The organism is Puniceibacterium sediminis, assembly GCF_900188035.1.
Classification (GTDB): Bacteria; Pseudomonadota; Alphaproteobacteria; order Rhodobacterales; family Rhodobacteraceae; genus Puniceibacterium; species Puniceibacterium sediminis.
The window spans coordinates 1-1,519 of the sequence record NZ_FZNN01000057.1 but is presented as its reverse complement, the minus strand read 5'-3'; the positions used below and the strand labels follow the sequence as shown (position 1 = coordinate 1,519).

The 1,519-nt window shown below is 59.6% G+C and carries 1 pseudogene; it reads left to right on the top strand.

The features are described from left to right. The first annotated feature begins 67 nt into the window (after positions 1 to 67). A pseudogene (locus tag CHB75_RS21135) lies at positions 68 to 1,501 on the top strand (IS30 family transposase). The last annotated feature ends 18 nt before the right edge of the window (positions 1,502 to 1,519 follow it).

Genomic DNA, 1,519 nt, shown 5'->3' with positions numbered 1-1,519 from the left:
CACACGGATCGCGGGTCGCAAGGCGGATTCAACCGGTCGTCGCAACACCCCGTTTCAGGAGGTGTATATGACAACAGGCAGACGAAAATCCGAACGTTCGACACGGGGCAAATTATGCTCGCCAGGACGGCCGCCGGTCTGGCAACGTGAGAATCTGTGTCGGTTCTGGCGGAGCGTGGCTTTGGGTCATTCCAGTGAGGTGGCCGCCGTCGAAGCGGGTGTTTCCGGTCCTGTTGGAATCCGCTGGTTTCGGAGTTCTGGTGGAATGCCTCCTACACATCTTGCACCATCGGCGATGTCCCTGACGAACCGGAATCTGACTTTCTCTGAGCGAGAAGAAATTGCTTTGGAATGCGCGAGGGGGACAGGTATCCGCGCCATCGCGCGCAAGCTGTCACGGTCACCCAGCACGGTATCGCGGGAGATCAGGCGCAATTCTGCAACGCGCGGCGGGGACTTCGACTATCGCGCTATCACAGCGCAGTGGCATGCAGATCGCGCAGCACGTCGTGCCAAAGGCACGCTTCCAGCGTGACGCCCAAAACCAAGCAAGCTGGCGAGGAACCCAGCCCTGCGTGATTATGTCCAAGACCGACTGTCCGGTCTCATCGCTACGCCGGGTGGCATCGCCTTCGATGGGCCTGTTGTGGTATGGAAAGGACGGCGGGCCGTTCATCGGCAAAGTCGGCGCTGGTCCTGTGCCTGGAGCCCGGAACAGATCGCTCAACGTCTGAAGATGGACTTCCCCGAGGATCCAACCATGCGTATCAGCCACGAGGCCATCTATCAGGCGCTTTATATTCAAGGACGAGGTGCCCTGAAGCGGGAACTCTCGGCCTGTCTGCGCTCTGGCCGCGCGCTGCGGTTGCCTCGTGAACGCGCCCGAAGTCGTGGCAGGCCCTTCCTCACAGATGCGCTGATGATCGGCGATCGCCCATCAGAGATTGGCGACAGGGCGGTGCCTTGCCATTGGGAGGGCGACCTTATTCTCGGTCTTGGAAGTTCAGCGATTGGCACACTGGTCGAGCGCACAACGCGGTTCACCATGCTTTTGCACCTGCCGCGCATGGAAGGCCATGGGAAGGGCGATGTGCCCAAGAATGGACCAGCACTGGCTGGCCATGGTGCAGAGGCCGTCCGCGACGCGATTGCGGGGACGATCATGGAACTTCCTGCGCATCTTCGGCGCTCGTTGACTTGGGATCAGGGTGCGGAAATGGCCCAACATGCGCAGCTCCAGATCGATACGGGTCTGGAAATCTATTTCTGCGATCCACAAAGCCCTTGGCAGCGCGGAAGCAACGAAAACACCAACGGGCTGCTGCGCCAATATTTTCCAAAGGGCACGGATCTCAGCCAGCACGGCACCAATGAATTGAGCGCTGTCGCGCATGCTTTGAACACAAGGCCCCGCAAGACCCTCGGCTGGCGAACACCTGCCGAAGCTCTCGACGAACTGCTCAAACAGAATATAATCGAATGTGTTGCGACGACCGGTTGAATCCGCCCAATACTGTTC